The organism is Collimonas sp. GW821-FHT07E08 (assembly GCF_059418905.1).
The window spans coordinates 13,141-39,212 of the sequence record NZ_JBWKQR010000023.1 but is presented as its reverse complement, the minus strand read 5'-3'; the positions used below and the strand labels follow the sequence as shown (position 1 = coordinate 39,212).

24 protein-coding genes and 1 pseudogene are annotated in these 26,072 nt (G+C 64.7%); 5 read left to right on the top strand and 20 right to left on the bottom strand.

The window, feature by feature from the left end:
• Positions 1–26: 26 nt before the first annotated feature.
• Positions 27–1,649: a gamma-glutamyltransferase gene (ggt, locus tag AC07RZ_RS22565; RefSeq protein WP_494669670.1), complete on the bottom strand. Its 1,623-nt coding sequence runs from the start codon at positions 1,647–1,649 to the stop codon at positions 27–29.
• Between the two features lie 226 nt (positions 1,650–1,875).
• Positions 1,876–2,595: pseudogene (locus AC07RZ_RS22560) on the bottom strand (GNAT family N-acetyltransferase); the annotation flags it as partial.
• Positions 2,596–2,714: 119 nt separating this feature from the next.
• Between AC07RZ_RS22560 and pdxR the strand changes: the two are divergent.
• Positions 2,715–4,193, top strand: a complete 1,479-nt coding sequence (gene pdxR / locus AC07RZ_RS22555; RefSeq protein ID WP_494669655.1) for a MocR-like pyridoxine biosynthesis transcription factor PdxR — start codon at positions 2,715–2,717, stop codon at positions 4,191–4,193.
• On the opposite strand, the gene AC07RZ_RS22550 is transcribed toward pdxR, so the two are convergent.
• Together AC07RZ_RS22550 and AC07RZ_RS22545 are read right to left on the bottom strand one after the other, a co-directional pair.
• Positions 4,190–4,573: a DUF427 domain-containing protein gene (locus AC07RZ_RS22550; RefSeq protein WP_494669654.1), complete on the bottom strand. Its 384-nt coding sequence runs from the start codon at positions 4,571–4,573 to the stop codon at positions 4,190–4,192. The two genes, pdxR and AC07RZ_RS22550, sit on opposite strands and share 4 nt — an antisense overlap.
• 82 nt (positions 4,574–4,655) lie before the next feature.
• Entirely contained in the window at positions 4,656–5,591 is a 936-nt protein-coding gene (locus AC07RZ_RS22545; protein WP_494669653.1) for an AraC family transcriptional regulator, read from the bottom strand.
• 155 nt (positions 5,592–5,746) lie between these two features.
• On the opposite strand from AC07RZ_RS22545, the gene AC07RZ_RS22540 reads away from it, so the two are divergent.
• A complete protein-coding gene (locus tag AC07RZ_RS22540) occupies positions 5,747–6,823 on the top strand; it encodes a quinone oxidoreductase family protein (RefSeq protein ID WP_494669652.1) in 1,077 nt (358 codons plus the stop codon).
• A 4-nt stretch (positions 6,824–6,827) separates the two neighbouring features.
• A complete protein-coding gene (locus AC07RZ_RS22535) occupies positions 6,828–6,998 on the top strand; it encodes a hypothetical protein (RefSeq protein ID WP_494669651.1) in 171 nt (56 codons plus the stop codon).
• Between the two features lie 98 nt (positions 6,999–7,096).
• Here AC07RZ_RS22535 and AC07RZ_RS22530 read toward each other — a convergent pair whose 3' ends face one another.
• The 10 genes from AC07RZ_RS22530 to AC07RZ_RS22485 form a co-directional block, all read right to left on the bottom strand.
• Positions 7,097–7,693 carry a peroxidase-related enzyme gene (locus tag AC07RZ_RS22530; RefSeq protein WP_494669650.1) on the bottom strand — a complete coding sequence of 199 codons (597 nt, stop codon included), beginning with the start codon at positions 7,691–7,693 and terminating at the stop codon, positions 7,097–7,099.
• Positions 7,690–8,229, bottom strand: a complete 540-nt coding sequence (locus AC07RZ_RS22525; protein WP_494669649.1) for a CMD domain protein — start codon at positions 8,227–8,229, stop codon at positions 7,690–7,692. Before AC07RZ_RS22525 ends, AC07RZ_RS22530 begins: the two co-directional genes overlap by 4 nt.
• Positions 8,226–9,536: an acyl-CoA thioesterase/bile acid-CoA:amino acid N-acyltransferase family protein gene (locus tag AC07RZ_RS22520; RefSeq protein ID WP_494669648.1), complete on the bottom strand. Its 1,311-nt coding sequence runs from the start codon at positions 9,534–9,536 to the stop codon at positions 8,226–8,228. The genes AC07RZ_RS22525 and AC07RZ_RS22520 overlap by 4 nt, the downstream gene beginning before the upstream one ends.
• 41 nt (positions 9,537–9,577) lie before the next feature.
• Positions 9,578–11,149: an ABC transporter substrate-binding protein gene (locus AC07RZ_RS22515; protein ID WP_494669647.1), complete on the bottom strand. Its 1,572-nt coding sequence runs from the start codon at positions 11,147–11,149 to the stop codon at positions 9,578–9,580.
• Between the two features lie 35 nt (positions 11,150–11,184).
• The gene (locus AC07RZ_RS22510; RefSeq protein WP_494669646.1) at positions 11,185–12,189 is read right to left on the bottom strand and encodes an ABC transporter ATP-binding protein; all 1,005 of its coding nucleotides are present in this window, start codon (positions 12,187–12,189) and stop codon (positions 11,185–11,187) included.
• Entirely contained in the window at positions 12,182–13,180 is a 999-nt protein-coding gene (locus AC07RZ_RS22505; protein WP_494669669.1) for an ABC transporter ATP-binding protein, read from the bottom strand. Before AC07RZ_RS22505 ends, AC07RZ_RS22510 begins: the two co-directional genes overlap by 8 nt.
• Entirely contained in the window at positions 13,177–14,127 is a 951-nt protein-coding gene (locus AC07RZ_RS22500) for an ABC transporter permease (protein ID WP_494669645.1), read from the bottom strand. The genes AC07RZ_RS22505 and AC07RZ_RS22500 overlap by 4 nt, the downstream gene beginning before the upstream one ends.
• On the bottom strand, positions 14,124–15,098 hold the full coding sequence (locus AC07RZ_RS22495; protein WP_494669644.1) for an ABC transporter permease: 975 nt from the start codon (positions 15,096–15,098) through the stop codon (positions 14,124–14,126). Before AC07RZ_RS22495 ends, AC07RZ_RS22500 begins: the two co-directional genes overlap by 4 nt.
• On the bottom strand, positions 15,095–16,555 hold the full coding sequence (locus tag AC07RZ_RS22490) for an NAD(P)-binding domain-containing protein (RefSeq protein ID WP_494669643.1): 1,461 nt from the start codon (positions 16,553–16,555) through the stop codon (positions 15,095–15,097). The genes AC07RZ_RS22495 and AC07RZ_RS22490 overlap by 4 nt, the downstream gene beginning before the upstream one ends.
• A gap of 92 nt (positions 16,556–16,647) precedes the next feature.
• On the bottom strand, positions 16,648–17,577 hold the full coding sequence (locus AC07RZ_RS22485) for a LysR family transcriptional regulator (protein ID WP_144737553.1): 930 nt from the start codon (positions 17,575–17,577) through the stop codon (positions 16,648–16,650).
• A 227-nt stretch (positions 17,578–17,804) separates the two neighbouring features.
• On the opposite strand from AC07RZ_RS22485, the gene AC07RZ_RS22480 reads away from it, so the two are divergent.
• Positions 17,805–18,998, top strand: a complete 1,194-nt coding sequence (locus AC07RZ_RS22480) for an IscS subfamily cysteine desulfurase (RefSeq protein ID WP_494669642.1) — start codon at positions 17,805–17,807, stop codon at positions 18,996–18,998.
• Here AC07RZ_RS22480 and AC07RZ_RS22475 read toward each other — a convergent pair.
• The 6 genes from AC07RZ_RS22475 to AC07RZ_RS22450 form a co-directional block, all read right to left on the bottom strand.
• On the bottom strand, positions 18,995–19,399 hold the full coding sequence (locus tag AC07RZ_RS22475; RefSeq protein WP_342829588.1) for a VOC family protein: 405 nt from the start codon (positions 19,397–19,399) through the stop codon (positions 18,995–18,997). The genes AC07RZ_RS22480 and AC07RZ_RS22475 overlap by 4 nt on opposite strands.
• Before the next feature lie 2 nt (positions 19,400–19,401).
• Positions 19,402–20,220: an alpha/beta fold hydrolase gene (locus AC07RZ_RS22470; RefSeq protein WP_494669668.1), complete on the bottom strand. Its 819-nt coding sequence runs from the start codon at positions 20,218–20,220 to the stop codon at positions 19,402–19,404.
• A gap of 41 nt (positions 20,221–20,261) precedes the next feature.
• A complete protein-coding gene (locus AC07RZ_RS22465; protein ID WP_494669641.1) occupies positions 20,262–21,365 on the bottom strand; it encodes an ABC transporter substrate-binding protein in 1,104 nt (367 codons plus the stop codon).
• Between the two features lie 163 nt (positions 21,366–21,528).
• On the bottom strand, positions 21,529–22,332 hold the full coding sequence (gene scpB / locus AC07RZ_RS22460; RefSeq protein ID WP_494669640.1) for a methylmalonyl-CoA decarboxylase: 804 nt from the start codon (positions 22,330–22,332) through the stop codon (positions 21,529–21,531).
• The gene (locus AC07RZ_RS22455) at positions 22,329–23,576 is read right to left on the bottom strand and encodes a CaiB/BaiF CoA transferase family protein (protein ID WP_494669639.1); all 1,248 of its coding nucleotides are present in this window, start codon (positions 23,574–23,576) and stop codon (positions 22,329–22,331) included. Before AC07RZ_RS22455 ends, scpB begins: the two co-directional genes overlap by 4 nt.
• Before the next feature lie 51 nt (positions 23,577–23,627).
• A complete protein-coding gene (locus AC07RZ_RS22450) occupies positions 23,628–24,944 on the bottom strand; it encodes an MFS transporter (protein ID WP_494669638.1) in 1,317 nt (438 codons plus the stop codon).
• 179 nt (positions 24,945–25,123) lie between these two features.
• Here AC07RZ_RS22450 and AC07RZ_RS22445 point away from each other — a divergent pair, with 179 nt between their 5' ends.
• A complete protein-coding gene (locus tag AC07RZ_RS22445; RefSeq protein WP_494669637.1) occupies positions 25,124–26,068 on the top strand; it encodes a LysR substrate-binding domain-containing protein in 945 nt (314 codons plus the stop codon).
• Positions 26,069–26,072 lie beyond the last annotated feature (4 nt).

Here is a 26,072-nt window from a genome sequence, read left to right as displayed (position 1 = left end):
CCAGGCCGGGGCTGCGCGTTAATCAATCAATAGCCCAGCGCCAGTCCCGAGTTGCGGCGCGGATCGTTCGCGCCGTAGAAACGGTTCTTGCCAACCGGCTTGCCGCCCAGCGATGGCGCCCCGACCAGTATGGCGGCGACATGGTTGAACGGTTGCGGCACGGTGAACTTCTGGCCCCAGCCTTCGAGGATTTTCTGGGTATCGGGGCTGAGCGTGAACGGTTCGAGATTGGTGGCTTCCGGCAGCCACTGCTGGTGGAAGCGCGGCGCATCGACCGCCTCCTGCAGGTTCATGCCGTAGTCGATCATGTTCAGCATGGTCAGCAGGGTCGCCGTGATGATGCGGCTGCCGCCAGGCGTGCCGACCACCATTACCGTCTTGCCGTCCTTGGTGACGATGGTCGGGCTCATCGACGACAGCGGACGTTTGCCGGGAGCGATGGCGTTGGCCTCGCCCTGCACCAGGCCGTACATGTTGGGCACGCCGATCTTGGCTGTGAAATCGTCCATTTCATCGTTGAGCATGATGCCGGTCTTGCTGGCCATGACGCCGGCGCCGAACCAGTCGTTCAGCGTGTAGGTGACCGACACCGCGTTGCCCCATTTGTCGACGATCGAATAGTGCGTGGTGTTGCTGCCTTCATGCGGCGCCACCCCGGGCTTGATGTCCTGCGATATACCGGCCTTGTGCGGATCGATGGCGGCGCGGATCTTTGCCGCATAATCCTTGTCGAGCAAGCGCGCCAGCGGATTCTTCACGTAGTCGGGATCGCCCAGGTAGCTGTTGCGGTCGACATAGGCGTGGCGCATGGCCTCGATCTGGTAGTGCATCGCCTGCGCTGAGCGGAAGCCGAGGTTTTGCATCGGGTAGCCCTCGAGGATATTCATGATCTCGCAGATGACCACGCCGCCCGAGCTGGGCGGCGGCGCCGAGACTACGTGGTAGCCGCGGTAATCGCATTCGACCGGCGCCAGTTCGCGGGTTTTGTACTGGTCGAGGTCAGGCTGGGTGAGGATGCCCTTGCCGGCCTGGCTGGAAGCGACGATGGCTTGCGCCACCCAGCCTTTGTAGAAGCCGTCGCTGCCCTTGGCGCTGATTTCGCGCAAGGTCTTGGCCAGGTCCTTTTGCACCAGTTTCTGGCCGACGCGGAACGGCTCGCCTTTGTTGAGGAAGATGGCGCCCGAGTCGGCCGCATCTTTCTTGAAGGCAGCGGTTGCGGTGTCCAGCATGTCGACATCGCCCTGGTCCAGCACGAAGCCGTCTTCAGCGTACTTGATGGCCGGCGCGATCACCGCGGCGCGCTTCATCGTGCCGTATTTGCTCAACGCCAGTTCCATGCCGGACACCGTGCCCGGCACCCCGACCGCCAGGTGGCCCTTGGTGCTCAGGTTGGGAACCACGTTGCCGTTCTGGTCCAGATACATGCTGGCGGTGGCCGCCAGCGGCGCCTTTTCGCGGAAATCGAGGAAAGTCTTGCGGCCGTCGGCCAGCTGGATGGTCATGAAACCGCCGCCGCCGATGTTGCCGGCGGCCGGATACACCACCGCCAGCGCATAACCGACCGCCACTGCGGCATCGACCGCATTGCCGCCGTCCTTGAGGACGTCGACGCCGATACGGGTGGCAAGGTGCTGGGCCGTGACGACCATGCCGTTCTCGGCCGCCGCCGGCGCCAGCGAGGCGGCCTGGGTGCAGGCATAACAAAGGGCGAATGCGGCCGCAAGCAGCGACTTGGCCAGGGGATTCGATTTCATGTGCAGGTCTCCAGTGCTGGGGAAAGGGGCATTGTCAGCTGCGGCCCGGCAGCGCAGCGATGCCAGGGCCGTGCACCACATTCTATAGTGGATGGAAGCAGAAAAGCGCGAACTAAGCCGCTGCCGGCCTGGGCTTGCGCAACGCCGTCAGCGAAGCCCGCTGCTGCCCTTGCCCGTCGAAGTTGCCGGGCGCCAGCCATTGTTCAAAAGCCGCGCGCAGTTCCGGCCACTCGCCGTCGACGATCGAGAACCACGCAGTATCGCGCGAGCGGCCCTTGTAGACGATGGCCTGGCGGAATATGCCCTCGAACTGGAAACCGAGGCGCGCGGCCGCCTGGCGCGACGGCGCGTTGAGGCTGTCGCATTTCCATTCGTAGCGCCGGTAGCCGAGGTCGTCGAAGGCGTGCCGCATCAGCAGGTACTGGGCCTCGGTCGACACCGGCGTGCGCTTCAGCAACGGTGAAAACGCCACAAAGCCGACTTCGACGACACCATTGGCCGGGTCGATCCGCATCAGGGCCAGGGTGCCGACCGCCTTTCCCGTCTTGCGCTCGATCACCGCATAGTGCAGAGGATCGCTGCCGGCGGCGGCCTGCTCGGCATAGCTGCGGTAGCCGGCGGCATCGGCGAACGGGCCGACCGACATGTAGGTCCAGTCGCGGCCGTCCGCCGCCTGGCTGTAGGCGGCATACAGGTCGGCGGCATGGCGTTGCGCATCCAGCGGCTCGAGGCGGCAGTAGCGTCCTTCGATGGCGGCGCTGTGCGGGGGACGCGCACGGGCAGTCCAGCCTGGCAAGGGTTCGCCGATCGGCTGCTGGTACGTATTCAAAATGCTGGGCATAGAAGATTCCTTGCTGGATGAGGCCCGGCATGCGCCGGGCATGTGCTAAAGTAAGCCTTTCGTGGCCCTGGAAAAAGATCCACATCCCACATATTTCATGGTGCCACGCTGACACTCCCATGACGACCGCCCCCGCCCGCCTGCCGCAAGCCCTGCTCGAAGCCCCGCTGGACAAAGGCAGCGGCGCAACGCCGATGCAGCGCCAGCTGCATCATCGCATCAAGGAAGCGATCCTGGACGGCCGGCTTGCCCCCGGCAGCCGCCTGCCAGGCTCGCGCGCCCTGGCCGAAGCGCTGTCGATCTCGCGCAATACCGTGACCGCCGCCTACGACTTGCTCGCCGCCGAAGGTTATGTCGCGCCCGACCGCCAGGGCACCAGGGTGGCGACGCTATCGCGCCCGGCGCCGCCGCATCGGCATCTGCAGCGCGGCGCATCGCCTGCCCCTGCCGTAGCACTGCGCCTGAACCGCATCCCCGCCAGCCCGCCGCGCACCGACGCCAGCGCAACACTGCGCCCCGGCGTTCCAGCCTTGTCCCATTTTCCATTAGCGGCCTGGCGCCGCGCCGTCGACCGCGCGATCCGCCGCAGCGGGCCGTCGGCCCTGGGTTACGGCGACCCGCTGGGCGAACCGGCGCTGCGCGCTTCCATCGCCCGCCATCTCGGCATCGCCCGCGGCGTGCGCTGCGAAGCGGAGCAAGTCATCATTACCGAAGGCGCGCAGGAAGCGCTGGCGCTGTGCGTGCGGCTGCTGACCAATCCCGGCGACACGGCCTGGGTCGAGGATCCCGGTTATCGCGGCGCAAAAGCGGCCATGCATGCCGGCGACTTGCACATCGCGCCGCTGCGCATCGACGGCGACGGCGTGATCGCAACGGAAGACGACTGGAAATCCCCGCCGCGCCTGGTCTACACCACGCCTTCGCATCAATACCCGGCGGGCGCGGTGCTGACGGTTGCCCGGCGCCTGGAGCTGATCGCGCAGGCGCGGCGCCATGGCGCGTGGATCATCGAGGACGATTACGACAGCGAATTCCGCCACGCCGGCGAATCCATCGGCGCCATGCAGGGACTGGTGGCGCAGGCGCCGGTGCTGTATGTGGGAACCTTCAGCAAGACCATGTTCCCCTCGCTGCGGCTGGGATTCCTGGTGCTGCCGGCGGCGCTGCTGGCCGAGATGCAGACGCCGCTGGAAGAAATGCTGCGCGGCGGCCACCGCTACGAACAGCTGGCGCTGTCCGAGTTCATCGAAAGCGGCCAGTTCAGCCGCCACCTGGGACGCATGCGGCGCCTGTACCGCGATCGCCAGCAGGCGCTGCGCGAAGCCATCGCACGCCACCTGCAGGTACCGCACATGATCGAAGGCGGCCACTGCGGATTGCACCTGACGGTGCGGCTGCCGGCCAGCTTTCCAGACCGCAAGATCGCCGCGGCCGCGCGTCGTTATGGCATTTCGCCCTACCCGCTGTCGGGTTTCGCGCTGCAGCCCAGGCCGGAAGACAACGGCCTGGTGCTAGGCTACGGCAACACTTCCGCCGAGCTGTTCGAACCCTTGGTGCGCCGGCTGTCGCAGCTGGCGCGCGCCGCGCAAATGCCCTAGCCTGCCGGATATTCTTCGATGGCGTCGACGCGGTCCGGGTAAAACGCCAGGTGATCCTTGATCCCGGCCACCGCCGCATAAGGCGCTTCATAACTCCAGACGCTGTTCACGCTACGGTCGCCGCCGGCGGGAATGCTGTAATAAGAGCATTCCCCTTTATAAGGACAGTAGGTGGTATGCGTGCTGGGCGCCAACTGGGACATGTCGACGTCCTGGCGCGGGATATATTGCACCGCCGGATATGCTGCCTCGCGCAGCGTCAACGCCTTGCCGGTGTCGGCGACGACGCGCCCGGCGACGGTGACGCGGACCCGCGCCAGGTTCGGCGTCACCGTGATCGGATGGTCCGGGCCCGGGATCTTTATCGGTTTTTCAGTCATGGCGCTAATCCTTTCCTGTGGCTTGCGTTAAACGTGTGCTGGACACGATAGCACGCAGCCGGCGAAGCTGCCGGAGCAGCGCTCAGTCCTCAACCGCCAGCCGGCTTTCGCTCCGAAAACGTCCCGGGCTTTGCCCGGTCCAGCGCTTGAAGGCAATGCTGAAAGCAGTATCCGACAGGTAGCCGACGCGCGCGGCGATGTCCGTCAACGGTTCGGCGGAGTGCTTCAGCGCGGTGCGGGCGATGGTCATGCGCCACTGGTTGAGGTATTCCAGCGGCGTATTGCCGACCTTGGCGCGGAAGCGCGTGGCAAACGCCGTGCGCGACATGCCGACCGCATGCGCCAGGCTCTCGATGGTCCAGCGCTCGCCGGGCTGCGCATGCATCATCGTCAATGCGCTGCCTATCTTGGGATCGGACAAGGCCCCCAGCCAGCCGCCCGGCTGCTGGCTGGCTTCCAGGTAAGCGCGCAGCGCGTGCACCAGGACCAGCGCCGCCAGGCTGCTTCGGGCGACATCGGCGCCTGACTGCAGTTCGCGGGTTTCCCACCTCAGCAGTTCCAGCACCCGCGCCAGCGGATGCGACCCGTAATCCGCGCTGCGCAGGTGTATCAGCGGCGGCAGGTGCCGCAGCAGGATGTCCGTCACATCGCTCTCGAAGGTGAACAGGCCGCCCGCCAGGATCACCTGTTCCGGGCTGGCCATGCCCTGGTAGCGCACGATGCCGTCCTTGCTGCGCGCGGCGTCGTAGCTCGACGGCCCGTCCATCGGCGGCAGCGCCGGATCGCTGGCGGTGCGGAACGGACGGCCGTCGGTGAGCATGTAGAAATCGCCTTCCTCAAACAGCAGCGGCGCAGCGTCGCCGTCGATCCAGAGATACAGGCGGCCGGACAGCACGCCGCCGAACTTGATGTGCTTGTACGACGGGAAACGGAAGGCCCATGCGCCCTGTCCTTCAAAGCGTGAAGACAACGCGCTGCTGACGCGGAGCATTGAAAGAACGTCTGAAAGAGCATCCATAATTGTACGATCTAATAATAAATACGCTGTTTTGATTATACACAAACAGGTTTTCAGCTGCGATGATGTATTCAACGCGACGGCAAATACGTTCTTTGAAGCAAGCCGCAGGTTTCTTTTGAATAAAAACCACATCAGGACAGGAGCAATTGATCATGAAAGCTTGGCAACTTGAACGGTTGGGCGGCGCACTCAGCTTGAACGACATCCCGATTCCCGAGCCGCGCGCCGGCGGCGTGGTGGTGAAGATGACGGCGTCCTCGCTGATGTCTTACATGAAGGATTACGTCGAAGGCAAGCTGCCTATCTACGATCCGCCGGGCCGCAGCTTCATCCCGGGCGGGAACGGCGTCGGCGTGATCCATGCGGTCGGCCGCGATGTCTGGCACCTGAAACCCGGCCAGCGCGTGGTCCTCTCATCGCATTTCACCGCCCAGGAAAACGTCCCGGATCCGGCGCAAATACTGATCGGCATCACTGCCATCGGCGCCGCCGCCAAACAGGTCCAGGCAGACTGGCCCGACGGCACCTTGGCCGAATATGCATCGTATCCAGCCGCCGCAGTGACGCCTGCCGACGGCCTGCCGCAGCTGGATGACGCCAGGCTGGCCGCGTCCATGCGTTACATCGTCCCGTACGGCGGGCTGCTGCGCGGACGGCTCGCCGCCGGCGAAACACTGGTCGTTTCCGGCGCCACCGGCGCTTACGGCACGGCCGCAGTGATCCTCGCCCTGGCAATGGGCGCCGGCCGCATCGTCGCCGTCGGCCGCAACGCCAAGGCCCTCGAGGCCGTCGCAGCAATCGGACAAGGACGCGTGGTGCCGGTAACGGCCAGCGGCGACGCCGAGACCGATGCCGACAACATCCGCGCAGCAGCCAACGGCGGCGCGCACATGGCTTTCGACATGGTCGGCAACGCCGGCGACCCCAACATGACGCTGGCCGCCCTGCGCAGCTTGCGGCATGGCGGACGGCTGGTGCTGATGGGCAGCATGACAGTGCCGCTGCCGATTCCCTATCTCGAGGTCATGCTGAACAGCTGGGAAATCATGGGCCAGTTCATGTATCCGCGCGATGCCTGCGCTCGCCTGCTCGACCTGGCGCGCAGCAGCCAGCTCGACATGAACGCGATCCGTCCGCTGTCCTATCCGCTAAGCGCGCTGCCGGCAGCGATGGAAGCAGCCGCCACGGCCGGCAATTTCGAATGCATCACCATGCAGCACGAGGGATGAGGCCATGGGCACAGTCAACCAGGCTTTTCGTCTGTATGTCGAACCCGGCCAGCTGGAAAGCACGATTGCTTTCATCCTCCACGGACCGCACGCGACGCTCGGCGGGCGTCATCTCACGGCCCGCAATCCGGATGGCTTGGCGGTTGAATATCATGAAGCGGCGGAGGCTGCCTGATCGCGGCCGGCGGCTAGCTCGGGCCGGGGCCGCAATTGTTTTTAATATCTTGTTGAAGGATCGGGATCAAAACCTCGGCATTGCTGATTCCTTTATCCTCACGCAGCATCTCCGACAGGAAATACCGGCTCCCCAAGATTAAGCATCAACCTGTTCGCCCAGGCAAAGATCGCCACCGAATGAATCAGGTCGAGAATCTCCAATTCATTTAACCCCACCTTTTTCAACGCCTGGATGCTGGCGGCACTCAGTTCAGCCGGCGCATCGGTGAGTTCGGCGGAGAATTTCGAGATGGCCTGCTCGCGTGCGTTGATGCCGGCCTGGTAGGGATCGTCGAATACCTGCTGCACGGTGTCGTTGCGCTTGGCCAGCTGTTCGAAGCGCTGGGCGTGCACCGAGGCGCAATACACGCAGCCGTTGATGCGCGACACCACCATTGCTCCCAGTTCGCGCTCTGCGCGCGACATGCCTCCCGGCGCGTACATGATGGCGTTGAACGCCGCCGAACGCTGGCGCAGGATGTCCGGCTGGTGGCCGAGGAACAGGTAATAGTCCGACACCTTGGCCTTGGGATGGCTTTCTTCCAGCACCTTGAGCTGGTCTTCGGTGGCGTGGCCGATGTCGATCACGTCCAGCCATGCGCTCCACTCCAGCACTTCATTGGTGAAGCCTTGCGATTTGACGATATTGCTCATGCCGGCTCCTTGTTTGCCGATAAGCCGGCCTGTTCGATTGCCTTCAGGCCGGCAACCAGCCTTACCTGGTACGAGATGAACGCGATCAGCTGCGACAGCGCCACCACCGCCGGTGTGCTGATGCCGGCGGCCGGCAGGCTGTGCAAGGCCTGTTTGTCGCCCTCGACCGGGCGCTGGGTCAGGGCCCGCGCATAGGTCAGCATGGCGCGCAGGCGACCGTCCGGCAATTGTTCCGGCGCCCCTCCGGCAGCGATCTGCAGCTGTCCGGCATCCACTGCCAGTGCTTCCAGTCGTTGACGGTAGTGGGCCGCCAGGTCGTGCGCGGCGCTCAGGCGGCAGGCGTACAGCGCCACCAGCAGGCGTTCATCCAGGCTGATGCCGGCCAAGGTCGGATCGAACAGCGTGTCGTAGCTGCCCTGCGTCGCGGCCACCACTTTCTCGCGCTGGTGGCGCAAGGCATAAGTGCTTGCGCCGGGCTGCAGGCCGGCCAGCCGGTCGACGACATCGTTTTCGACGCCATGGGTTTGGGTTGTCATGAGATTTCCTTTTTAGATAGATGTGCCGCCACAGCCTGATGCAGGAAAGCCAGCGCCTGTTGCCAGGAATGGCGGTCGGCGTGGGCATTGGCTGCCGGCTGGCCGCCGCCGGTGCTGATGCGTCCGGATACCGGATGGGCGTAGCTGAGCTGGGTGGTGGGAACGTACGGGAACAGGATGGCGTGGCCGGCGTCCTGGTAATCCTGCCATTCGACCGGATACGGATGGCCAGCTTCCCTGAGTTTGTCGCGGACCATCCTGGAATACAGGCTGGACGGCCAGGAGCCGTCGTCGCTGGCCGACAGCAGCAATACCGGGGCCTGGATTTTTTCCACCGGGATACGCGCCCGCCGCACCGCGTCCTGGTCTTGCAAGGCGGTCAGCATGGCCAGCGCGTGGCGGTGCGGCGGCGGCCCCTGGTCGAACGGTTGCCAGCTGGCTGTGCGGTTGTTTTCCCATTGATGCGGCAAGGGCTGGCCGTTCAGCAGCCAGGTCGGCCCTTCGCGGCCGATGGCGGGATCGGCGGCGTTTTGGGCGCTGTGCACCAGTGCGCTCGGCACGTAAGCCAGCAGCGCCGACACCTGTTGCGGGAAGGTGGCGCCAAGCAGCAGCACCAGTTCGCCGCCGCGCGACTGGCCGCTGAGGGCGATGAAACCTGCTTGCGGTTTCAGCTCGCGCCGCATCCAGTCGAGCCCGGTCTGGAAATATTCCAGCGGCGTGTTGGAGATATAGTCCGGCAAGCCGGGCGCCTTGAAATACGCCAGCGCCAGCGCGGCATAACCGCGCGACGCATACAGCGCGGCACGCGCCTCGTTGATGCCGCCGCCGGAGCCGTTGAGCACCATCACCGCCGGGTGCGGACCGGCGCCGGCCGGCAGGAACAGCGTGCCGACCAGGCCCTGCTCGCACACGGGCTTGCGCGTCACGCCTTCCCGGCACAGGCGTTGCAGCAGCGTGGCGGAAGCGCTGGCGCCAGCCGCCATGGCAGTCAGTTCGGTCGCCAGCGGTTGCTCCACGCTGGCGTTGAACAGCTCGCGCCGGCCGGCCTGCTCCGGCGCCTGCGACCACAGCAGGCCCATCGGCGAAACACCGGCATAATCGCCGTCCACCGCCGCGGCCAGCGTCAAGTCCAGCTGTCCATGCGCATCCGCCACAAAACAGGCGCGGCTGCGCCAGGCGACGCCGGCGCGCAGCGTACGGCTGCCGATTTCCACCAGCTCGCCGGGAGCCGCGCCGCGCACCACGATGCGGCGCTCGACGTCAATCAGGTCGTCGGCCGGACTGACGCTGATGTCAAGCGTTGCCATCGCCGCCCTCCTCTGCCTGCCGCAACAATCGGCCTGGCATCTTATTTCTTGCCATCCTGGGTCACCATCATGGCGGTGGTGCGGTCGCTGCTGACCGGCGTGACTTTTAAACCCTTTTTTGCGGCCCAGATGTTCTGGTAGTGATACAGCGGGATCACGCCGGCGTCGTCGGAAACCACCTTGGCCGACTGGCGCAGGATCGCTTCGCGCTTGGCGGCGTCGAATTCAGCGGTGGAATCGGCCAGCGCCTTGTCCACCGCGGGATTGCTGTAGTGCCCCCAGTTCGATGCGCCCAATCCTTTTTTGGCGTCCACGGTAGCCAGCACGTTCACCAGCGCATAACTCGCCTCGCCGGTGCCGTTGCCCCATGCCAGCATGCTGACCGCAAATTCGTTCTTGTTGGCGCGCGCTGAATAAGAGGCCCAAGGCACCACTTCGACCTGGGTCTTGACGCCGATGCGGGTCCAGAACTGGGCGACAGCCTGGGCGGTTTCCGGCGCCTGCGGATAGCGGTCGTTAGGCACATGGATGGTCAGCTTGAAGCCTTGCGGAAAACCGGCGTCGGCCAGCAGCTTCTTGGCCTGGCTGACGTCGTTGGGAATATTCTTGATGTCCGGGTTGTAGCCGAAGGTATCGGCCGGCATCCATTGGTTGGCTTCGGTCGCCGCGCCTTGCAGGATGCGGTCCACCAGCGCCTTGCGGTTGATCGCCAGCGACAGCGCCTGGCGCACGCGGACGTCGAGCAGCGGATTCTTTTCCAGCGGCTTGCCGCCGTTGTCTGTGATGTACTGGCTGACGCCCTGGTGGAAGCTCGGCTGCAGCAACAGCACGCGCAAGCCGTTGTACGGGAAAACCTTGACGTTGGGCGACTGCTTGAGCCGGGCCAGGTCGGACACCGAAACCTTGTCGATCACGTCGACATCGCCGGACAGCAAGGCCGCCGTGCGGGCTGCGGCGTTATTGATGTAGCGGTAATTGACCTTGTCCCATACCGGCTTTGGGCCCCAATAGTCGTTGCTGCGCTCCATGACCACACGGTCGCCCGGCGTATAGGCGACGAACTTGTAGGGGCCGGTGCCGATTACCGCGGCGCCGCTGTTGTAGTTTTCGGTGCTCGATTTTTCCCCGACATGCTTGCTGACGATATGGACCGAGGCCAGGTTCAGCGGCAGGTCGGGATTCGGGATATTGGTCTTGACCACCAGCGTCAGCGGATCCTTGGCGCTCACCGATTCGACCGTGCGCAGGTAACCGGCGAAAGTCGCCACGCTGCCCGGCACGCTGCGCGCGCGCTGGTAGGAAAAAATCACGTCGGCAGCGGTGAACGGCGTGCCGTCCTGCCATTTGACATTGTTGCGCAGCTTGAACTCCCAGGTCTTGGGATCGACATTCTTCCAGCTCGCAGCCAGGCCCGGCTGCAGCTTGTTGTAGTTGTTCTCGACCAGCAGGTCCCAGAAATGCAGGTCGACCGAACGGTCGCCGGCGTGGTTGTTGAGTTGCGGATCAAGCGACGACAAAGGGTCGGCGAAGGCCACGTTCAGCGTCTGCGCCTGGCTGGCGGCGGCGCCCAGCAGGGTTAAGGCCAGCAAGCTGGAAAGAAGCGGTTTTTTCATCTGCATCATCCTCGGTTGGTGTTTTCAGGTATCTATCAGGCGTCGTTCAAATGGCAGGCGCTGCGCTGCCCGGGCGCAATTTCCTTCAATAGCGGCGCCTGTTCCCGGCAACGCTGCATCGCATGCGGACAGCGCGGATGGAAATGGCAGCCGGACGGCGGGTGCAGAGGGCTGGGAATCTCGCCCTTGATCGCGGTGAACAGCTTGTTGCGCGCCTGCAGCCGCGGCACTTCGGCCAGCAAAGCCTGGGTGTAAGGATGGTTGGGGCGCGCGAACAGGTCGTCGACGCTGGCGGCTTCGACAATCCGGCCCAGGTACATGATCACGACCCGGTCCGAGACATGCTCGACCACGCCCAGGTCATGGCTGATGAACAGGTAAGCCAATCCCAGCTGCTCGCGCAAATCCATGAACAGGTTCAGCATCTGCGCCTGGATCGATACGTCCAGCGCCGCCACCGCTTCGTCGCACACCAGCATCCGCGGCTGCACCGCCAGCGCGCGGGCGATGCCGATGCGCTGGCGCTGGCCGCCGCTGAACTGGTGCGGATAGCGGTCGCGCAGCTGCGGATCGAGGCCGGCCTGCAGCAGCTGGGCGCACACGTAGTCGTCCAGTCCTGCGCGGTCGACCTTGGCGTGGATCAGCGCCGCTTCACCGACGATCTGGTCGACCCGCCGCCGCGGATTCAGGCTGGCGTACGGGTTCTGGAAAATCATCTGGATCTTCAGCCGGGCCTCGTGTTCGCCGTGCGCGCTCAAGCCGTGGCGATCGGCGCCGTCAACCAGCACCTGCCCTGCCGACGGCGCCAGCAAGCCGCTGACGATCCGGCCCAGGGTCGACTTGCCGCAGCCGGATTCGCCGACCAGGCCGACCACTTCGCCCGGCATGACTTGCAGGTCGACGGCGTCCAGCGCCTGGGTGACGGCGGCCGGCCGCATCCAGCCGCGCGCCTGCAGCAAGGTTTCAAACGGGCGCGGCCGGCGTTCGCCGAAGCGCTTGCTGACCTGCCTGGCTTCCGCCAGCGGTATTTGTTTATCCATGGTGCGGCTCCGTTGCGGCAGCAGGCAACGCGGGATGGAAGCAGCGCAGCAGATGGCCGCTGGCCGGCTCGCTGGTTTCGGGGCGTTGCAGGCAGCGCTCGCTGGCCCGTTCGCAGCGGGCGGCAAACGCGCAGGCGGACGGCAGCTGCAGCAGGTTCGGCGCCATGCCGGGAATCTGGCGCAAACGCTGGCCGCGCCGGTTGTTGCTGGGCAAGCTGCCGATCAGTCCTTGCGTATAAGGATGCAAGGGGCGGTCCAGCACCTCCGACACCTTGCCTTGCTCAACGATGCGGCCCGAATACATGACCGCAATTTCGTCGGCCAGGCCGGCCACCACCGACAGGTCGTGCGTGATCCAGATCAGCGCCGTGCCATGCAGGCGCGCCAGGTTCTGCACTTCGGACAGAATCTGCGCCTGGATGGTCACGTCCAGCGCCGTGGTCGGCTCATCGGCGATGATCAGGTCCGGCTTGTGCAGCATGGCGATCGCAATCGCCACGCGCTGCCGCATGCCGCCCGACAGCTGGTGCGGATAAGCGCGCAGCCGTTCTTCGGGACTGGCGATGCCCATCATGCCCAAGGTCTGGCGCGCCAGTTCCCTGGCTTGGGCCCGGCCGACCTTGCTATGCGCCAGCACGGCGTCGATCATTTGCGCCTCGATGCGCAGCACCGGATTGAGCGTCATCATCGGGTCCTGGAAAATCATCGCGATGCGGTTGCCTTGCAGCTGGCGCAAGGCGCGCTTGTCCAGCGCCAGCAGGTCCTGTCCCTGGAACAGTATCTGGCCGCCGACCACCCGTCCGGGCGGATCGAGCAAGCCCAGTATCGAAAAGCCGGTGACGGTCTTGCCCGAGCCCGATTCGCCCACTAGCCCCAGTATCCGGCCGCGCTCCAGGCGCAGCGAAACATCGTCGACCGCGGGCAGCACGCCTTCGCGGGTGAAGAAATGGGTAGACAGGTTGCGTACATCCAGGGTCGGCGGCGCGCTCATTTCTGCCACCTTGGATTCATCACGTCGCGCAGGCGGTCGCCCACCAGGTTGATGGCGACGATCACGATCAGCAAGGCGATGCCTGGATAAAAACTGATCCAGTACTCGCCCGCCAGCATGTACTGGTAGCCGTTGGCGATCAGCAGTCCCAGCGACGGCTGGGTGATCGGGACGCCCAGGCCGAGGAAGCTGAGCGTCGCTTCCAGCATGATGGCGCGCGCAATCTGCAAGGTGCCGACCACGATCAGCGGCGGCAGGCAGTTGGGCAGGATATGGTGCACCATGATGCGCCAGCCGGAAACGCCGAGCCCGCGCGCTGCCTCGACATATTCCTTTTGCCGCTCGACCAGCGCCTGGCCGCGCGCGGTGCGGGCGTAATAGGCCCACTCCAGCACCACCAGCGTCGCCATCACGTTGAAGATGCCCTTGCCGAGGTAGGCCAGGATCAGCATCGACACCAGTATCGACGGGAACGACAGCACCAGGTCGGCTAGCCGCATCAGCAGCGCATCGACCTTGCTGCCGGCATACGCCGCCAGCAGCCCGGCCAGGGTGCCGATCACGCCGGCGATCAAGGCGGAACCGACGCCGATGCCGACGCTGATGCGCAGGCCGTACAGGATGCCGGAATACAGGTCGCGGCCCTGGCCGTCGGTGCCCAGCCAGTAGGTAAATGTGCCGAGGCCGTTGGCGGTGCCTGGCGGCAGGCGCGCATCGAGCACATCCAGCTGCATCAGGTCGTAGGGATTTTGCGGCGTCAGCCAGGGTGCGGCCAGCGCCGCGGCCATCAGGACCAGCGCCACCGCCAGCCCCAGCATGGCCGATTTCGACGCCAGGAAATCGCGCAGGACGCGGCGCCAGGGCGATTCGCGGCGCGGCAAGGCGACAGCCGGCGCCTGTATCCTGGCCAGCGCTGCCGGCAATGCCTGCTTGCCAGCGGCGCTCATGCCTTGAGCTCCACCCGCACGCGCGGGTCCAAGAGCTTGTACAGCACGTCGACCAGCAGGTTGAGCGTGACGAACAGGCAGACGATCACCATCATGTACGCCACGATCACCGGCCGGTCGAGGGCGTTGATGCTGTCCAGGATCAGCTTGCCGGCGCCGGGCCAGGCGAAGATGCTTTCGGTCACGACCGCGAAGGCGATGGTCGACCCCAGCTCAAGGCCGAGCACGGTCACCAGCGGGATCATGGTGTTGCGCAGCACATACATCAGCACCACGCGCAGCGGCGACAGGCCCTTGGCGCGGGCGAACTTGACGAAATCCATCGGCAGCACCTCGCGCACGTTGGCGCGCGTCAGCCGGATCACCAGTGAAATCTTGAACAGCGCCAGGTTCAGCGCCGGCAGCAGCAGGTGGCGCCAGCCGTCGGCCGTCAGCCACGACCACTTGACCCCGAACAGCGTCGCCGTCGCGCCGCGGCCGCCGGAAGGCAGCCAGCCCAGCGCCACGCTGAAGGCCATGATCAGCATCAGGCCGATCCAGAAGGTCGGCAAGGAAAACCCGAGGATGCTGCCGGTCATCACCAGCTTCGACAGCGGATGGTCGGGAAACAGGCCCGCCAGCAGGCCGAGCGGAATGCCGGTAAGCACCGCCAGCAGCAGCGCCGCGAACGCCAGTTCCAGGGTCGCCGGCAGGCGCTGGAAAATCAGCATGATGGCCGGTTCGTTGTAGACGAAACTGTTGCCCAGGTTGCCGTGCAGCGCGCCGTTCAAGAAAGCCAGGTACTGGCGCCAGATCGGCTGGTCCAGCCCGAGCTGGTGGATGATGCGCAGGCGGTCAACCTGGTCGACATCCTGGCCGATCAGGATATCGACCGGATTGCCGATCATGTGCAGGCCGAAAAACACGATCACCGTCATCAGCAGCACCACCATCAGCGCCTGCAGCACGCTGCGCAAGATCGCGCCGCTCATCGCTGCTCCTCCGGCGCCGGTTCGGCTGCCGTCCATTCGTCGCCCAGCAGTTCCGGTTCGTCGTACTGCTGGATGTTGAGGTAATGGGTGTCGATGTTTTCGCGATACAGCAAGGCGGCGATGCCTTGCGCCAGCCGCTGCGCGCCGTCGCTGATTGCCGGGATGTCGCCGGACAGGCTGCCGTGGCTGAGCGCGGCCGGATAGCAGAAGCAATGGATGCGCTCCAGGCCCGGCAAGCCGCCCTCCTGTTTTTGCTGGAATTCGAAGGCGCTTCCCAGGTCGGGAGAATCGGCCAGTTCCGGATCTTCGTCGCCGGGCGGCGGCGTATAGCGCTCGCTCCAGCTACGGATGTGCGGCGCGATGGCGGCAAATTCGGGGCGCACGGTCCAGTCGATGCGGAAGCCGGTGGAAAAAATCAGGAAATCGAGATCGAACACGCCGCGTGCAGTGGTCACCTGCATCCCGGTTTCGCCGACGGCGATATGGCTGATGCCGGCGCCAAAGATGAAGCGTGCATTGGGAAAGCCGGACACCCTTTGCACGCTGGCGCTGGGCGGCGGCGTTTGCTGGAGGTTGATGTAGTGGCGGATGCGCCACTTCCATTCATCCGGCAAATACAGGTGGCCGCTGGTCAGGCCCGGATTGCCGGCGCCCTTGCCCTTGTTGACGCGCGGCAGTCCGGACCGCCGTATCAGCAGGTCGACCCTGGCCGCGCCCGCCTCCAGCGCCGTGGCCGCGCTGTCCATGGCCGACGCGCCGGCGCCGATCACGCCCACGCGCAGGCCTGCCAGCGTGGCGTAGTCAAGGTCGTCGGCAGAATGCGCCCAGCGCCGGCGCGGCAAATCCAGGGCCAGCGGCGGCAGGTACGCCCCGCCCAGTCCGTCGCGCCCGGTAGCCAGCACCACGCGCCGCGCCAGCACCGTGGAAACGCCGCCGGCCGCGGCAATGCGCAGTTCCACCACGCCGTCGGCGCGCGGCAGTATGGCTTCGACCCGATGCTGGTTGCGCACATCGAGCGCCAGCACGCGCCGGTACCAGCGCAGGTAATCCATCCATTGCAGGCGCGGGATCTTGTCCAGCAATTCCCAAGCCTGCAGCCCGAACTGGGCTTCGTACCAGGCGCGGAAAGTCAGCGCGGCAAAACCTAGCGCCGGGCCGGTGAGTTTTTTCGGCGAGCGCAGGGTTTCCATGCGCGCCGTGGTCGCCCACGGTCCCTCGAAGCCGGCTGGCGACTGGTCGAAAATCACTGCGCCTATGCCCAGGTGATTCAGCGAGGCGGCGGCAGCCATGCCCGCCTGGCCGCCGCCGATGACGGCGACTTCCAGTACCGGCTGGCCATCGCGCACCAAGGGCGGCACCCAGGATTTGGCCGGCAAGTCGAGCCAGGCCAGGTCCTGCCGCAGGCGCGCTTCCAGCGCCGCCAGCCCGCCATCCGCGGCAGCAATCGGTTGGCTCATCGCAGCGCCTCCTGCCTGGCTGATTGCAGTAAATACAGTAAATGTCGTTTGTTCATCGGGTATTCGCGGCAGGTGCGGGTTAATCGGGCGGCTTACAGCAAATCGTCGTGCTGGCCGGCGTCACGCTTGACGAAACCGTGCAGGATATTCCTGGAGGCGGTTTCCAGCGCGGCGATCAAGGCCTGGGTCACGCCGTCGATCGGCTTGCCGTAAGGAGTCACGACGCCGAAATAAAACGGGATATTCACTGCCAGCGGCTTCACCGCCAGTCCGCTGATCGGCATGCCGAGCGCGGTCATCGGCTCCACCAGGGCCACGCCCAGGCCGGCATGCGCGGCCATGATGGCGTTGAACGACGTATTGGTTTCTATCGCCACATCCAGCGCAGCGCCGTTGCCGAGCGCGCTGTCGATGCGCTGGCGCAGCCGGTAGCGGTTCGACATCGTGATGAGCCGCTGCCGGCGCAGCATGTCGGCGCTGACCACGTCGCAACCGGCGAGTTCGCTGTCGGCCCGTACTACCGCCACGCACGGCGCCTCGCCTATCCAGTGCAGGTCCAGCCCGCGATGCGCGACCGGCAGGCTGGTCAGTCCAAGGTTGACGGTCCGGTGCAGCACGGAGTGGACTACCTGTTCGGCGGAGGCGCTGCGTAAATGGATATGCTCGGGCAAGCCTTGCGATTCCACCAGCTTCAGCGCCATCGGCGCTATGGTCGACGCCAGCGCCGGCGTCGCCACCAGGTGGATCGGCTGCTGTTCGTCGCGGCCGATCTCCAGCGCCCGCTCCCGTATCGTGCGCAGGCCGACCAGCGAACGCTCGACCTCTTCATACAGCAGGAAAGCCTTGTCGGTCGGCGTAACGCGCGGCCCGTTGCGATCGAACAAGGCGTAGCCGAGCTCGCTTTCCAGGTCCTGGAGCGCCTTGCTCACGGCCGGCTGCGAACGTCCCAGGCTGCGCCCGGCGCCGGTCACGCTGCCGATCGTCATGACTGCCGAAAATGCTTCCAGCTGGTTCAGGTCCATAGTAATTTGCTATATACGTTTATCGAATTATATGATTGTATTTATTCGATTTAAGTATAATCATTTCGCATAAGCAAATGCAAAAATAATCCACGCGGATACTGTCTTTCGGCCATCTGAAAAGAACAGGTGCAACAGTAAACGCCTATCAAAATGAAATAATATTTGTTTTTCAAATAATGCTTTTAACGTAAAGTATGGTTCGTACCATTTCAGGATTTCCCATCATGACTGCTGCCTGTACCACCGTAGTACCTGACAAGTCCCCCGCTGCAACAGCCCCGCAGCTCCCCATTTACCTCGATTATTCAGCGACCACGCCGGTCGACCCGGCCGTGGCGGCCAAGATGTGCGAATACCTGACTGAAAAATTCGGCAACCCGGCCAGCAGTTCGCATGCATTCGGCTGGGAAGCCAAGGCCGCCGTGGAACGGGCGCGCAGGCAGGTGGCCGCGCTGGTGGGCGCCCAGGCCGGCGAAATCGTCTGGACATCCGGCGCTACCGAATCGAACAACCTGGCCCTGAAAGGCGCCGCCCACGCCTTGCGCGAAAGCGGCCGCGGACGCCACCTGGTGACCATGAGCACCGAGCACAAGGCGGTGCTGGACACCATGCGCACGCTGGAACGCGAAGGATTTGAAGTCACCTACCTGGCGCCGCAACCGAACGGCCTGCTCGACCTGGAAACATTCAAGGCGGCGCTGCGCAGCGACACCATCATCGCCTCCGTCATGATGGTCAACAACGAGATCGGCGTGATCCAGCCGGTTGCCGAGCTGGGAGAAATCTGCGCCGGGCGCGATATCGTGTTCCACGTCGACGCGGCGCAAGCGGCCGGCAAGGTCGCCATCGACCTGCGCAGCCTGAAGGCCGACCTGATGTCGTTCAGCGCGCACAAGATCTACGGTCCGAAAGGGATAGGCGCGCTGTTCGTGCGCCACGATCCGGCGCTGAAGCTGGAAGCCCAGATCGACGGCGGCGGCCATGAGAACGGCATGCGCTCCGGCACCCTGGCTACCCACCAGATCGTCGGCATGGGCGAAGCATTCAGCCTGGCGGCGCAGCTGCTGGACAGCGAAAACGCCAGGATACGCAGCTTGCAGGAGCGCTTGTGGGAGGGCTTGAGCGATTGCCCCGGGGTCGTGCTCAACGGCGACCGCCAGCAGCGCGTGCCGCACAACCTGAACCTGAGTTTTGAGATTCCCGGCAGCACGCCTATCGCGGCGCAGCTGCTGGACATCGCGGTGTCGGCCGGCTCCGCCTGCAATTCGGCCAACGCCGCGCCATCCTATGTGCTGTCCAGCCTGGGACGACCAGACGCGCTGGCGCGCAGCGCGATCCGCTTTTCATTGGGACGCTATACCACCGCGCAGGAAATCGACTATACGGTGGCGACGCTGAGGCGGTTGCTGAACGCCTAATCGCTCCGAATCGGACAGTTAAGCATCCACTGCACCCCGAAGCGGTCCGTCAGCTTGCCGAAGTAGTCGCCCCAGGGCTGGATGCCAAGCGGCGTGGTGACGTTTGCGCCTTGGCTCAAACGCGCGAACAGCTGGTCGGTCTGCTCGCGGCTGTCGGTCATCAGGATGTGCGCCGAGCCGCGCATGGGTTCGGCGTCGTCATTGTCTGAAGCATAAAACAGGACGCCCGGTCCCTCGAACCTGGAATGCATGATCTTGCCGCGCATCGCCTCGTTCTTCAGCGGCATGCCGCCGGCGCCGTGATACATGACTTCGGTCACCTGGCCCAGCCCGCATTCGGTATAGAAGGCCAGCGCCTGTTCGCAGCCGGTGGTGAAAAACAGGTAGTTCGATTGCTGCATCGTCATCGCTCCTGGTGTGCGCTAACCTTCTCGATGAAAGCCTGCATTACACCATTGAATTGCCGCGGCCGCTGCAGCGGCGCAAAATGGCTGACGCCCGGCATCACGATCAGCTCCGCTCCTGGAATGCTGCGGCTGAGATATGCGGCATGTTCGGCTTTGATGAATTCATCATGCTCGCTTTGCACGACGGCGACAGGCGCCTGGATTTCAGCCAGGTCGCGCGCCGAATAATTGGGTTGCGTCTTCATCATCAGCCCCACTGCATCGGCAAACGCGGCGAACTGGTCCGGCGTGGCCGATAGCTGGGCGTAGTCCTTGGCGTGGCGGCTGAAGCAGCGGTCGATGACAGGCGTCGGCTGGAATTCCCTGGCGCCGCTCGGATCCATGTTGCAGCCGAAGAAAAATACGCCGGCGACGCGCGCCGGCGCTTGCATGGCGAGGACCAGTGCGGTGCAGGCGCCGTCGCTCCAGCCTACTATCGGCGCTGTCTTTATATGCAAGACGTTCATCACGGTCAATACGTCGGACGCCATCAGCTCATAGCTGAACGGCCGTGAATCGCGTGTGCTGCGGCCGTGGCCGCGGCTGTCGATCAGCACCACGCTACGGCCGGAGCCGACCAGCATCGGCAGCTGGTAACCCCAGTTGCCGCTGTGGCCAAGGCCGCCGTGCAGCAGGATCACCGGCGGGCCGGAACCGTAGGTCGCATACCAGATGCGCGCGCCGTCGCGCATCACATGGCCCTGGTCGTCCGCCGCCGGCAGCGGCGCGGCGCCATGCGCTGCGAAATTCCTGAGGTCGTCGTCGAATGTTTCCATCGTATCCATTGCAAGGTTCAACGCCAGGCCCGGTACAAGGCTTAACGCAAAATCGCGCCGTGTTTGCCGATCATGATCATTTCCACGAATTTCGAGCCGTCATGATTGTCCGGCGTATACGATACCCGCACTCCGCCCAGGTCGAAATCGCGCATGGTTTCCAGCGCCGCCATCAGTTTTTGCCTGGTCGGATTAGGGCCCGCGCGGCGCAGCCCCTCGGTCAGCAGCTTCGCTGCCACAAAACCCTCGAATGCCGAATAAGAAGCCGGCGGAGGCTTCGGCATGCTTTTCAGGACGCTCTGGAATTCGCGGCTCACGCCGGCGCTGAAATTCTTCGGGTACGGCATCACCTGCATCACGCTCACCCCTCGGCCATCCTCGCCCAGCGACTCGAAGAAGGTATCGGAACTGACATTGGAAAGCATCATGAAGGAGGGATGGAATCCTTTCTTGTGGACCTGCTTGACAAAATCGGCGCAGGCCGACGGCGTGCAAGCCATCAGCACGGCCTGCGGATTGCCGGCGATGATGGCGTCGACCGCCTTGTCGATTTTCAGGTCCTTGCGGTCGTAGCTGGCAGTCACCAGGGCCTTCAGCTTGTGCGCCGCCAGGTTGCGCTCAAAACCGGCCAGGCCGTCGCGGCCGAAGCTGTCGTCCTGGTACAGGATCGCGACCTTGCGGATCGCCAGGGAACTGAACAGTTCCACCATTTTCGCCGTTTCATCCTGATAGCTGGCGCGCAGGTTGAACAGGTAGGGATTGAATGGCCGGTGCAGGCTTTGGCCGCCGGAAAACGGCGCGATCAGCGGCACTTTCTCCACCTGCAGCAAAGGCAGGACGGCTTCCACCGTCGGCGTGCTGCGGTAGCCGAACAAGGCCAGCGCGTTATCCTGGGCCAGCAGCTTCTCGGTATTGCGTTTGGTGGTTTCCGGCTTGCGCTGGTCGTCATAGGATTTCAGCTCGATCTTGCGCCCATGCACCCCGCCTTGCGCGTTGACCCAGCCGAAATAAGCCAGCGCACCCTCCATGTTTTCCTTGCCGGTAGCTTCGCCCGATAACTCCACTGACTGTCCGATGACGATCTTTTCCTGGGCTCCGGCGCTGGCCATGGACGCCAGGAAAAGAAGCGCAAATAGCGTCTTCATGATGATTGTCTCCCTGATTATGATTATTTTCGGTCGACAATACTCTCACGAACCTTGCAAATAGCTTTCATTTTTAGAGGTTTTTGATTTTTGCAAGGCAGAGATAAGACAATGACAAGAGCGGGGGAATGTGTTTTTATCAACAACCACCATTGCAGCTGGTTCAGGCACCTCGGAACAACGGCTGGCGGCGGCTGGCGAAAGCGCTCAGCCCCTCGCTGAAATCCTCGCTGGCGCACGCTTGCCGCCGCAGTTCGGCGATCCGTTCCAGCGCCTGCACCGGCAGCGGCTGCAGGTCTTCCAGGATGCGCAGCTGCTCCTTTACCGCCCGCACCGCCAGCGGCGCCTTGGCGGCGATCCCGCGCGCCATCTCCAGCGCTGTCGCTTGCAGCTGATTCTGCTCGACCAGCCGGTTGACAACGCCGAAATGGGCTGCGCGCTCGGCCTCCAGCGGCTGGGCGCAAAAGAACATCTCCTTGAGCACATGGATCGGCAGGTTATGGAAAAAGCGCAGCAGCCCGCTGGTGGTATACGGCAGGCCGATGTTGGCCGGCGTCATGGCGAAGCGCGCGCTGCGGTCGGCTACCACCAGGTCGCAGCTCATCGCCAGGTCGACCGCCCCGCCCCACACCGATCCCGAGATCATCGCGATAACTACGCCCGGATAAGCCCGCACGCTGCGCAGCACGCGCTCCAGCGGCTTGCCGTAGGCAAGCGGATCGCGGTCGTGCGCAAGTTCGCCCAGGTCGTGGCCGGCGCTCCACACCGCCTGCCCGATCCCGCTGCCAAGCAGTATCGCCGGCAGCCGTTGCGCCGCCAGTTCATCCAGGCGGGCCTCCAGCGCGCCCAGCAGCTCGGCGCTGAGCGCATGGCGACGGGAAGGATTGCTGAACACAACCTGGCCTATCCCCGCTTCGACGATGTGGGCGCTGACCGTGGCCGAAGATCCATCCGGTGCCTGGTTCATTGCGCCACCTCTACACATTGTTCCGTTGCCGGCGGCGGACCGGCTTCGTTTTGATACACGATGTTTGCCGCCAGCAAGGCATCGATAGCCGCATCGTCGAAACCGGCTTCGCGCAACGCTTCCACCGTGTGCTCCCCGAGGCCGGGCGGCGCCCTGTGGGTAACCGGCGGCGCCGCGCCCACGCCATAGGCCGACACCGGCGTGACCACCTGGCGCAATGCACCTAGCGTGGGATGCTCGACCGTTTCGACCAGCCGGCAATGCTGCACTTGCGGGTCGTCGAACACTTCGGCCAGGGTATTGATCGGCCCCGCCGGCAAACCGGCGCCGATGAACAGCTCGCTCCATTCCCGTTTGCCGCGCGTCTTCAGGCGCTCTTCCAGTATGGCCTTCAACGCATCGCGGTGAAGCACGCGTTTCTCATTGCTGGCGAAACGCGGATCGTCCGGCAACTCCGCCAGGTCGAGCAGCTGGCACAGGCGCAGCCACATGCCGGCAGTGATCGGCGCCAGGTTGAGCGGGCCGTCGGCGGTCTCGAACACGCCGTAGGGCGCGATCACCGAATGGGCGTTGCCGGTGCGCTGGGGAATCTCGCCCAGGCTCAGATAGCGCTGGCCGTGCACGCTCAGCAGCCCCACCAGGCTGGCCAGCAGCGAACTGCCGACATGCTGGCCGCGCCCCGTGCGCTCCCGTTCCAGCAGCGCGGCGAGCACCGCCATCGCCAGCCACATGCCGGAACTCATGTCGCCGATGGCGGTGCCGGTGCGGGTCGGATCGCCGTCAGCGAAACCGGTCAGGCTCATCATTCCCGAATAGCCTTGCGCGATCTGGTCGAAACCGGGCCAGCCGCTGAGCGGACCGTCGGCGCCGAAAGCGTTGATGCTGCCCATCACCAGGCGCGGATTGCGCGCGCTCAGCACGTCGAAACCGAGGCCCATGCGCTCGACCGTGCCCGGCTTGAAATTCTCGATCACTACGTCGGCGCCGTCGATCAGCCGCTGCAGCGCGGCCAGCCCTTGCGGCTGGCGCAGGTCGATGCAGACGCCGCGCTTGTTGCGGTTGCAGGACAGGTAATAAGTGCTGACGCCGCGGTCGAACGGCCCCCAGTTGCGGCTCATGTCGCCGTCCGGCCCCTGTTCCACCTTGATGACGTCGGCTCCGAGGTCGGCCAGCGCCATCGTGCAGAACGGCCCGGACAGCGCGCGGCTGAGGTCGATTACCTTGATTCCCTTTAATGCTTGCATCTGCTTCTCCAACTGATGACTGGTGACGGGTGAATGACGGCGCAGCCGGCGCTATCCGGGCAATGCCTGGTGGTGGGTTTCCACTGCAAAAGGCAGGATCAGCAGGCCGGCCGCGAAAGCCGCCGCGGTCCAGGCGATCGGCAGGCCGAGCGAGCCGTGCCATTGAATCGCCGCGGCCAGCAGGAAGTTCACGCCGGCGCCGAGGAAACGGCCGACGGAAGCGTTGAAGGCAAACGCCGTGGCTCGTATCCGGGTCGGGTACTGTTCCGGCAGCCACAGCGAGAAGATGGCGAAATTACCGCCGAAGAAACCCAGGAATAGCAGCGACGCCATGAACAGGTTGAGCCCGTCCGGCAGGTAGAACACCCAGCCGAAGGCAAACACGATGGACAGCGCCATGCCGCCGAAATAGATGCCGAGCGCGATGCGCCGGCCCAGCCGTTCGGCCAGCCACGGCGCCGCCAGGCAGCCGAGGATGGTAGCGAACGACAGGATCGCCGCGCCGACCGACGCCAGGTGCACGGCGCCGACGCCGTCGATGCCGGCACGCTTGGCCAGCGTAACCACCGCGCTGGCTTCATAGACCGAACCCGCCCACAAACCGATGATCGCTACACCCACCAGCGTGGCGCTGGTCAGCGTGCGGCGCAGGTAGGCCGGGGCGAACAGTTCACGCAACGAGCTGCGCGCGCTGGCCATGGCGGTCGAATTATGGCTGCCCTTGCGCCACTGCCCCGGCTCCTTCACACGCAGCACGGTGAAGATTGCGAGCAAGGCCGGCGCCAGGCCGCACAGGAACATGGCGCGCCAGCCGTAGGCAGCGCCGACCGTGTAGTTCAGCCAGGCGGCGATGAAAAAGCCGACATAGTAGCCAGTCTGCAGGTAGCCGGCGCCCATCTTGCGGCGGTCCTCCGGCCAGCTTTCCGCCACATAGGTACCTGCCAGCGCCCACTCGCCGCCCACGCCGATGCCGGCGATCAGGCGGAACGCCGCCAGCGCCCAGACATTGTCGGCAAACGCGGCGGCGCCGGTAAACACTGAATAGATGAGGATGCTGGCGGCCAGGGTCTTGACCCGGCCAAAACGGTCGGCCAGCGGCCCCCAGATGAAAGACAGCCCCCAGCCGATCAGGAACAAGGCAAACAGGATGGAACCGTACATGCCTAAGTTGCCAGGCGTGGCGGCAATGCCCGACGCCGGCAGCAATTCGGTCAGCGCCGGGATCAGCACCAAGGCATAGATCACTGAATCGACCCCGTCCATCACCCACCCCGCATACACCGCCCAGAAGCCGCCGACCTGCTCGCGGCTCAATGGTGTGCGCCGGGGCTTGGCGCCCGGCTCCTGTAGTGCAATCGCCTTGACCATTCCTGTCTCCTTGTCAACCTGTGTCGGCCGTGGTGACGCGATTCCGGACTGCCTGGCCGGGCCTGCGTCGCATTTTTTGTGGAGCCAGTATAGGGAGGCGGTAAATAATTTAAAAATATGTTATTACTCTCTCGCTATAGGATTAACGTATGGAATAAATCGCTTGAGAAGGAGATGAAATGGACTTGCGGCAACTGCGGTATTTCGTCAAGGTGGTCGAGTGCGGCAACGTCACGCACGCCAGCGAACTGCTGCATATCGCCCAGCCCGCGGTCAGCCAGCAGATGCGCAACCTGGAACGGGATCTCGGCATGCAGCTGCTGGAACGCAGTGTGCACGGGGTGGCGCCGACGGCGGCCGGACGGACGCTGTACCGGCATGCGACTGAGCTGCTGCGGCAAGCCGACGGCACGCGCGAGCTGTTGCGCCAGGACGCCGAACTGCCGCAAGGCAAGGTGTCGGTCGGCATGCCGTCCAGCACCGCGCGGGTGCTGGCGATTCCGCTGGCGCGCCTGGTGCGCGACCGCTATCCCGGCATCGTGCTGGAACTGATCGAAGCGCCGAGCGCAGATCTGGGCGGCCTGATCGGCGACGGCCGGGTGGAAATCGCAGTGGTGGCCGATGCCGTCGAGACCCGCGGCGTGGCGGCGCAGCGGCTGGTCACCGAGGTGCTGCACCTGATTGCATGGCCGGATTTTGCGCTGCCGGCCGGGCCGGTGAAGCTGGCCCAGCTGGCGCGCATGCCGCTGATCCTGCCCAGCGCGCCGAACTCGATACGCAGCCGGGTCGACTGGGCGCTGCGTGAAGCCGGCCTGCCGTGCGAGGTACTGTTCGAGGCCAGTTCCACCGCGCTGCTGTTCGCGGCGGTGATCGCCAGGCTCGGCGTCACGATCCTGCCGTGGTCGGCTGCGCATGTCGAACTGGATGAGCGCAAGCTCAAGCTGGCGCAGGTCGACCATCCCCTGTTCTCGCGCGACCTGTCGCTGTGCTGGCACGATACCGAACTGCTCAGCAACGCCGTGCAGAAGGTCAAGGCGATCATCGTCGAGCTGTTCGATGTACTGGGACGGCGTCCGGAATGGACCACCGAGATGCGCAGCAAACCGGCAAAAAAAACGAAGTAGCTGC

Excerpts from the sequence above, each read along its gene's own strand:
- ggt (WP_494669670.1), bottom strand. The coding sequence starts at position 1,649 with ATGGTCGTCACGGCCCAGCACCTTGCCACCCGTATCGGCGTCGACGTC.
- pdxR (WP_494669655.1), top strand. The coding sequence starts at position 2,715 with ATGACGACCGCCCCCGCCCGCCTGCCGCAAGCCCTGCTCGAAGCCCCG.
- AC07RZ_RS22550 (WP_494669654.1), bottom strand. The coding sequence starts at position 4,573 with ATGACTGAAAAACCGATAAAGATCCCGGGCCCGGACCATCCGATCACG.
- AC07RZ_RS22545 (WP_494669653.1), bottom strand. The coding sequence starts at position 5,591 with ATGGATGCTCTTTCAGACGTTCTTTCAATGCTCCGCGTCAGCAGCGCG.
- AC07RZ_RS22540 (WP_494669652.1), top strand. The coding sequence starts at position 5,747 with ATGAAAGCTTGGCAACTTGAACGGTTGGGCGGCGCACTCAGCTTGAAC.
- AC07RZ_RS22535 (WP_494669651.1), top strand. The coding sequence starts at position 6,828 with ATGGGCACAGTCAACCAGGCTTTTCGTCTGTATGTCGAACCCGGCCAG.
- AC07RZ_RS22530 (WP_494669650.1), bottom strand. The coding sequence starts at position 7,693 with ATGAGCAATATCGTCAAATCGCAAGGCTTCACCAATGAAGTGCTGGAG.
- AC07RZ_RS22525 (WP_494669649.1), bottom strand. The coding sequence starts at position 8,229 with ATGACAACCCAAACCCATGGCGTCGAAAACGATGTCGTCGACCGGCTG.
- AC07RZ_RS22520 (WP_494669648.1), bottom strand. The coding sequence starts at position 9,536 with ATGGCAACGCTTGACATCAGCGTCAGTCCGGCCGACGACCTGATTGAC.
- AC07RZ_RS22515 (WP_494669647.1), bottom strand. The coding sequence starts at position 11,149 with ATGAAAAAACCGCTTCTTTCCAGCTTGCTGGCCTTAACCCTGCTGGGC.
- AC07RZ_RS22510 (WP_494669646.1), bottom strand. The coding sequence starts at position 12,189 with ATGGATAAACAAATACCGCTGGCGGAAGCCAGGCAGGTCAGCAAGCGC.
- AC07RZ_RS22505 (WP_494669669.1), bottom strand. The coding sequence starts at position 13,180 with ATGAGCGCGCCGCCGACCCTGGATGTACGCAACCTGTCTACCCATTTC.
- AC07RZ_RS22500 (WP_494669645.1), bottom strand. The coding sequence starts at position 14,127 with ATGAGCGCCGCTGGCAAGCAGGCATTGCCGGCAGCGCTGGCCAGGATA.
- AC07RZ_RS22495 (WP_494669644.1), bottom strand. The coding sequence starts at position 15,098 with ATGAGCGGCGCGATCTTGCGCAGCGTGCTGCAGGCGCTGATGGTGGTG.
- AC07RZ_RS22490 (WP_494669643.1), bottom strand. The coding sequence starts at position 16,555 with ATGAGCCAACCGATTGCTGCCGCGGATGGCGGGCTGGCGGCGCTGGAA.
- AC07RZ_RS22485 (WP_144737553.1), bottom strand. The coding sequence starts at position 17,577 with ATGGACCTGAACCAGCTGGAAGCATTTTCGGCAGTCATGACGATCGGC.
- AC07RZ_RS22480 (WP_494669642.1), top strand. The coding sequence starts at position 17,805 with ATGACTGCTGCCTGTACCACCGTAGTACCTGACAAGTCCCCCGCTGCA.
- AC07RZ_RS22475 (WP_342829588.1), bottom strand. The coding sequence starts at position 19,399 with ATGCAGCAATCGAACTACCTGTTTTTCACCACCGGCTGCGAACAGGCG.
- AC07RZ_RS22470 (WP_494669668.1), bottom strand. The coding sequence starts at position 20,220 with ATGGAAACATTCGACGACGACCTCAGGAATTTCGCAGCGCATGGCGCC.
- AC07RZ_RS22465 (WP_494669641.1), bottom strand. The coding sequence starts at position 21,365 with ATGAAGACGCTATTTGCGCTTCTTTTCCTGGCGTCCATGGCCAGCGCC.
- scpB (WP_494669640.1), bottom strand. The coding sequence starts at position 22,332 with ATGAACCAGGCACCGGATGGATCTTCGGCCACGGTCAGCGCCCACATC.
- AC07RZ_RS22455 (WP_494669639.1), bottom strand. The coding sequence starts at position 23,576 with ATGCAAGCATTAAAGGGAATCAAGGTAATCGACCTCAGCCGCGCGCTG.
- AC07RZ_RS22450 (WP_494669638.1), bottom strand. The coding sequence starts at position 24,944 with ATGGTCAAGGCGATTGCACTACAGGAGCCGGGCGCCAAGCCCCGGCGC.
- AC07RZ_RS22445 (WP_494669637.1), top strand. The coding sequence starts at position 25,124 with ATGGACTTGCGGCAACTGCGGTATTTCGTCAAGGTGGTCGAGTGCGGC.